This is a genomic window from Methylobacterium sp. E-025, from assembly GCF_022829705.1.
Lineage (GTDB): Bacteria > Pseudomonadota > Alphaproteobacteria > Rhizobiales > Beijerinckiaceae > Methylobacterium.
In genome coordinates, this window is sequence record NZ_JAKSYR010000129.1 from 1 (window position 1) to 1,865 (window position 1,865).

1 protein-coding gene is annotated in these 1,865 nt (G+C 71.3%); it reads right to left on the reverse strand.

From position 1 onward, the window contains the following. Positions 1–1,853: 1-deoxy-D-xylulose-5-phosphate synthase (gene dxs / locus MKK64_RS19160; RefSeq protein WP_243936501.1), on the reverse strand; the 1,853-nt coding region annotated here is incomplete at its 3' end. Positions 1,854–1,865 lie beyond the last annotated feature (12 nt).

The window sequence follows — 1,865 nt, forward strand, 5'->3', positions numbered from 1 at the left end:
TCGGCGTACATCTTGTCCGGGCTGTCGTGGTCCTGGTAGCTGTCGGGCAGGGTCATCGTGCGCACCCGCAGCCGCATCGCGTCGAGCACGCCGCGCTCGGTCAGCAGGTGCAGCACCTGCGCCCCGAAGCCGCCGCGCGAGCCCTCCTCCAGCGTGATCAGAACCTCGTGGCTCGCCGCCAGGTCCAGGATCAGCGCCTCGTCCAGCGGCTTGGCGAAGCGCGCATCCGCCACCGTCACCGCGATGCCGGCCGCCTCCAGCGTCTCGGCCGCCTTCAGCGCCTCGGACAGACGCGTGCCCAGCGACAGCAGCGCCACCCGCGCGCCCTCGGGCCGCGTCACGATCCGGCCCCGGCCGATCGCCAGCGGAACGCCCACCTCCGGCATCTCGACGCCCACCCCCTCGCCGCGCGGGTAGCGCAGCGCGATCGGGCCGTCGTCGTGCGCGTGGCAGGTCGCCACCATGTGCACCAGCTCGGCCTCGTCGGCCGCCGCCATCACCGTCATGTTCGGCAGGCAGCACAGGTACGCCAGGTCGAACGCCCCCGCATGCGTCGCCCCGTCGGCCCCCACCAGCCCCGCCCGGTCCAGCGCGAAGCGCACCGGCAGGTTCTGCAGCGCCACGTCGTGGATCACCTGGTCGTAGGCCCGCTGCAGGAAGGTCGAGTAGATCGCCACGAACGGCTTGTAGCCCTCCGTCGCCAGGCCGCCGGCGAACGTCACCGCGTGCTGCTCGGCGATCCCGACGTCGAAGGTCCGGTCCGGATGCGCCTTGCCGAACAGGTCGATCCCGGTACCGCCCGGCATCGCCGCGGTGATCGCCACCACCTTGTCGTCGGCATCCGCCGCCTTGATCAGGCTCTCGCCGAACACCCGCGTGTAGGCCGGGGCGTTGGCCTTCGCCTTGGTCTGCACGCCCGACAGCACGTCGAACTTCACCACGCCGTGGTAGCGGTCGGCCGACGCCTCCGCCGGCGCGTAGCCCTTGCCCTTCTGCGTCACCACGTGCAGCAGGATCGGGCCCTGCTCCGAGTCGCGCACGTTCTTCAGCACCGGCAGCAGGTGGTCGAGGTTGTGCCCGTCCACCGGCCCGACGTAGTGGAAGCCCATCTCCTCGAACATCGTGCCCGAGCCGACGATCAGCCCGCGGGCGAACTCCTCGGCCTGCGCCGCCCGCTGGTAGATCGCCTTCGGCAGCAGCTTGCCGAGCTGCTTGGCGGTCTCGCGCAGGCCCCGGTACGCCCCGCCCGACGCCAGCCGCGCCAGGTAGGCCGACATCGCGCCCACGGGCGGCGCGATCGACATGTCGTTGTCGTTCAGGATCACGATCAGCCGCGAATGCAGCGCGCCGGCGTTGTTCATCGCCTCGTAGGCCATGCCCGCCGACATCGAGCCGTCCCCGATCACCGCGATCATGTTGCGGCGCTTGGGCTCGGCGTGGCCCTTGGCCTTCTCCGAGGCCGCGTGCAGGTCGCGCGCCACCGCCATGCCCAAGGCGGCCGAGATCGAGGTCGAGGAATGCGCCGCCCCGAACGGGTCGTATTCGCTCTCCGAGCGCTTGGTGAAGCCCGACAGCCCGCCGCCCTGGCGCAGCGTCCGCATCCGCTCGCGCCGCCCGGTCAGGATCTTGTGCGGATACGCCTGGTGCCCGACGTCCCACACGATCCGGTCGTCGGGCGTGTCGAACACGTGGTGCAGCGCCACCGTCAGCTCGACCACCCCGAGCCCCGACCCGAGATGACCGCCCGTCACCGACACGGCCTCGATCATCTCCGAGCGAACCGCGTCCGCCACCGCCCGGAGATCGCTCTCCGGAAGCAACCGCAACGCGGACGTCTCGGACAAACCGTCCAAAATCGAGGGGGC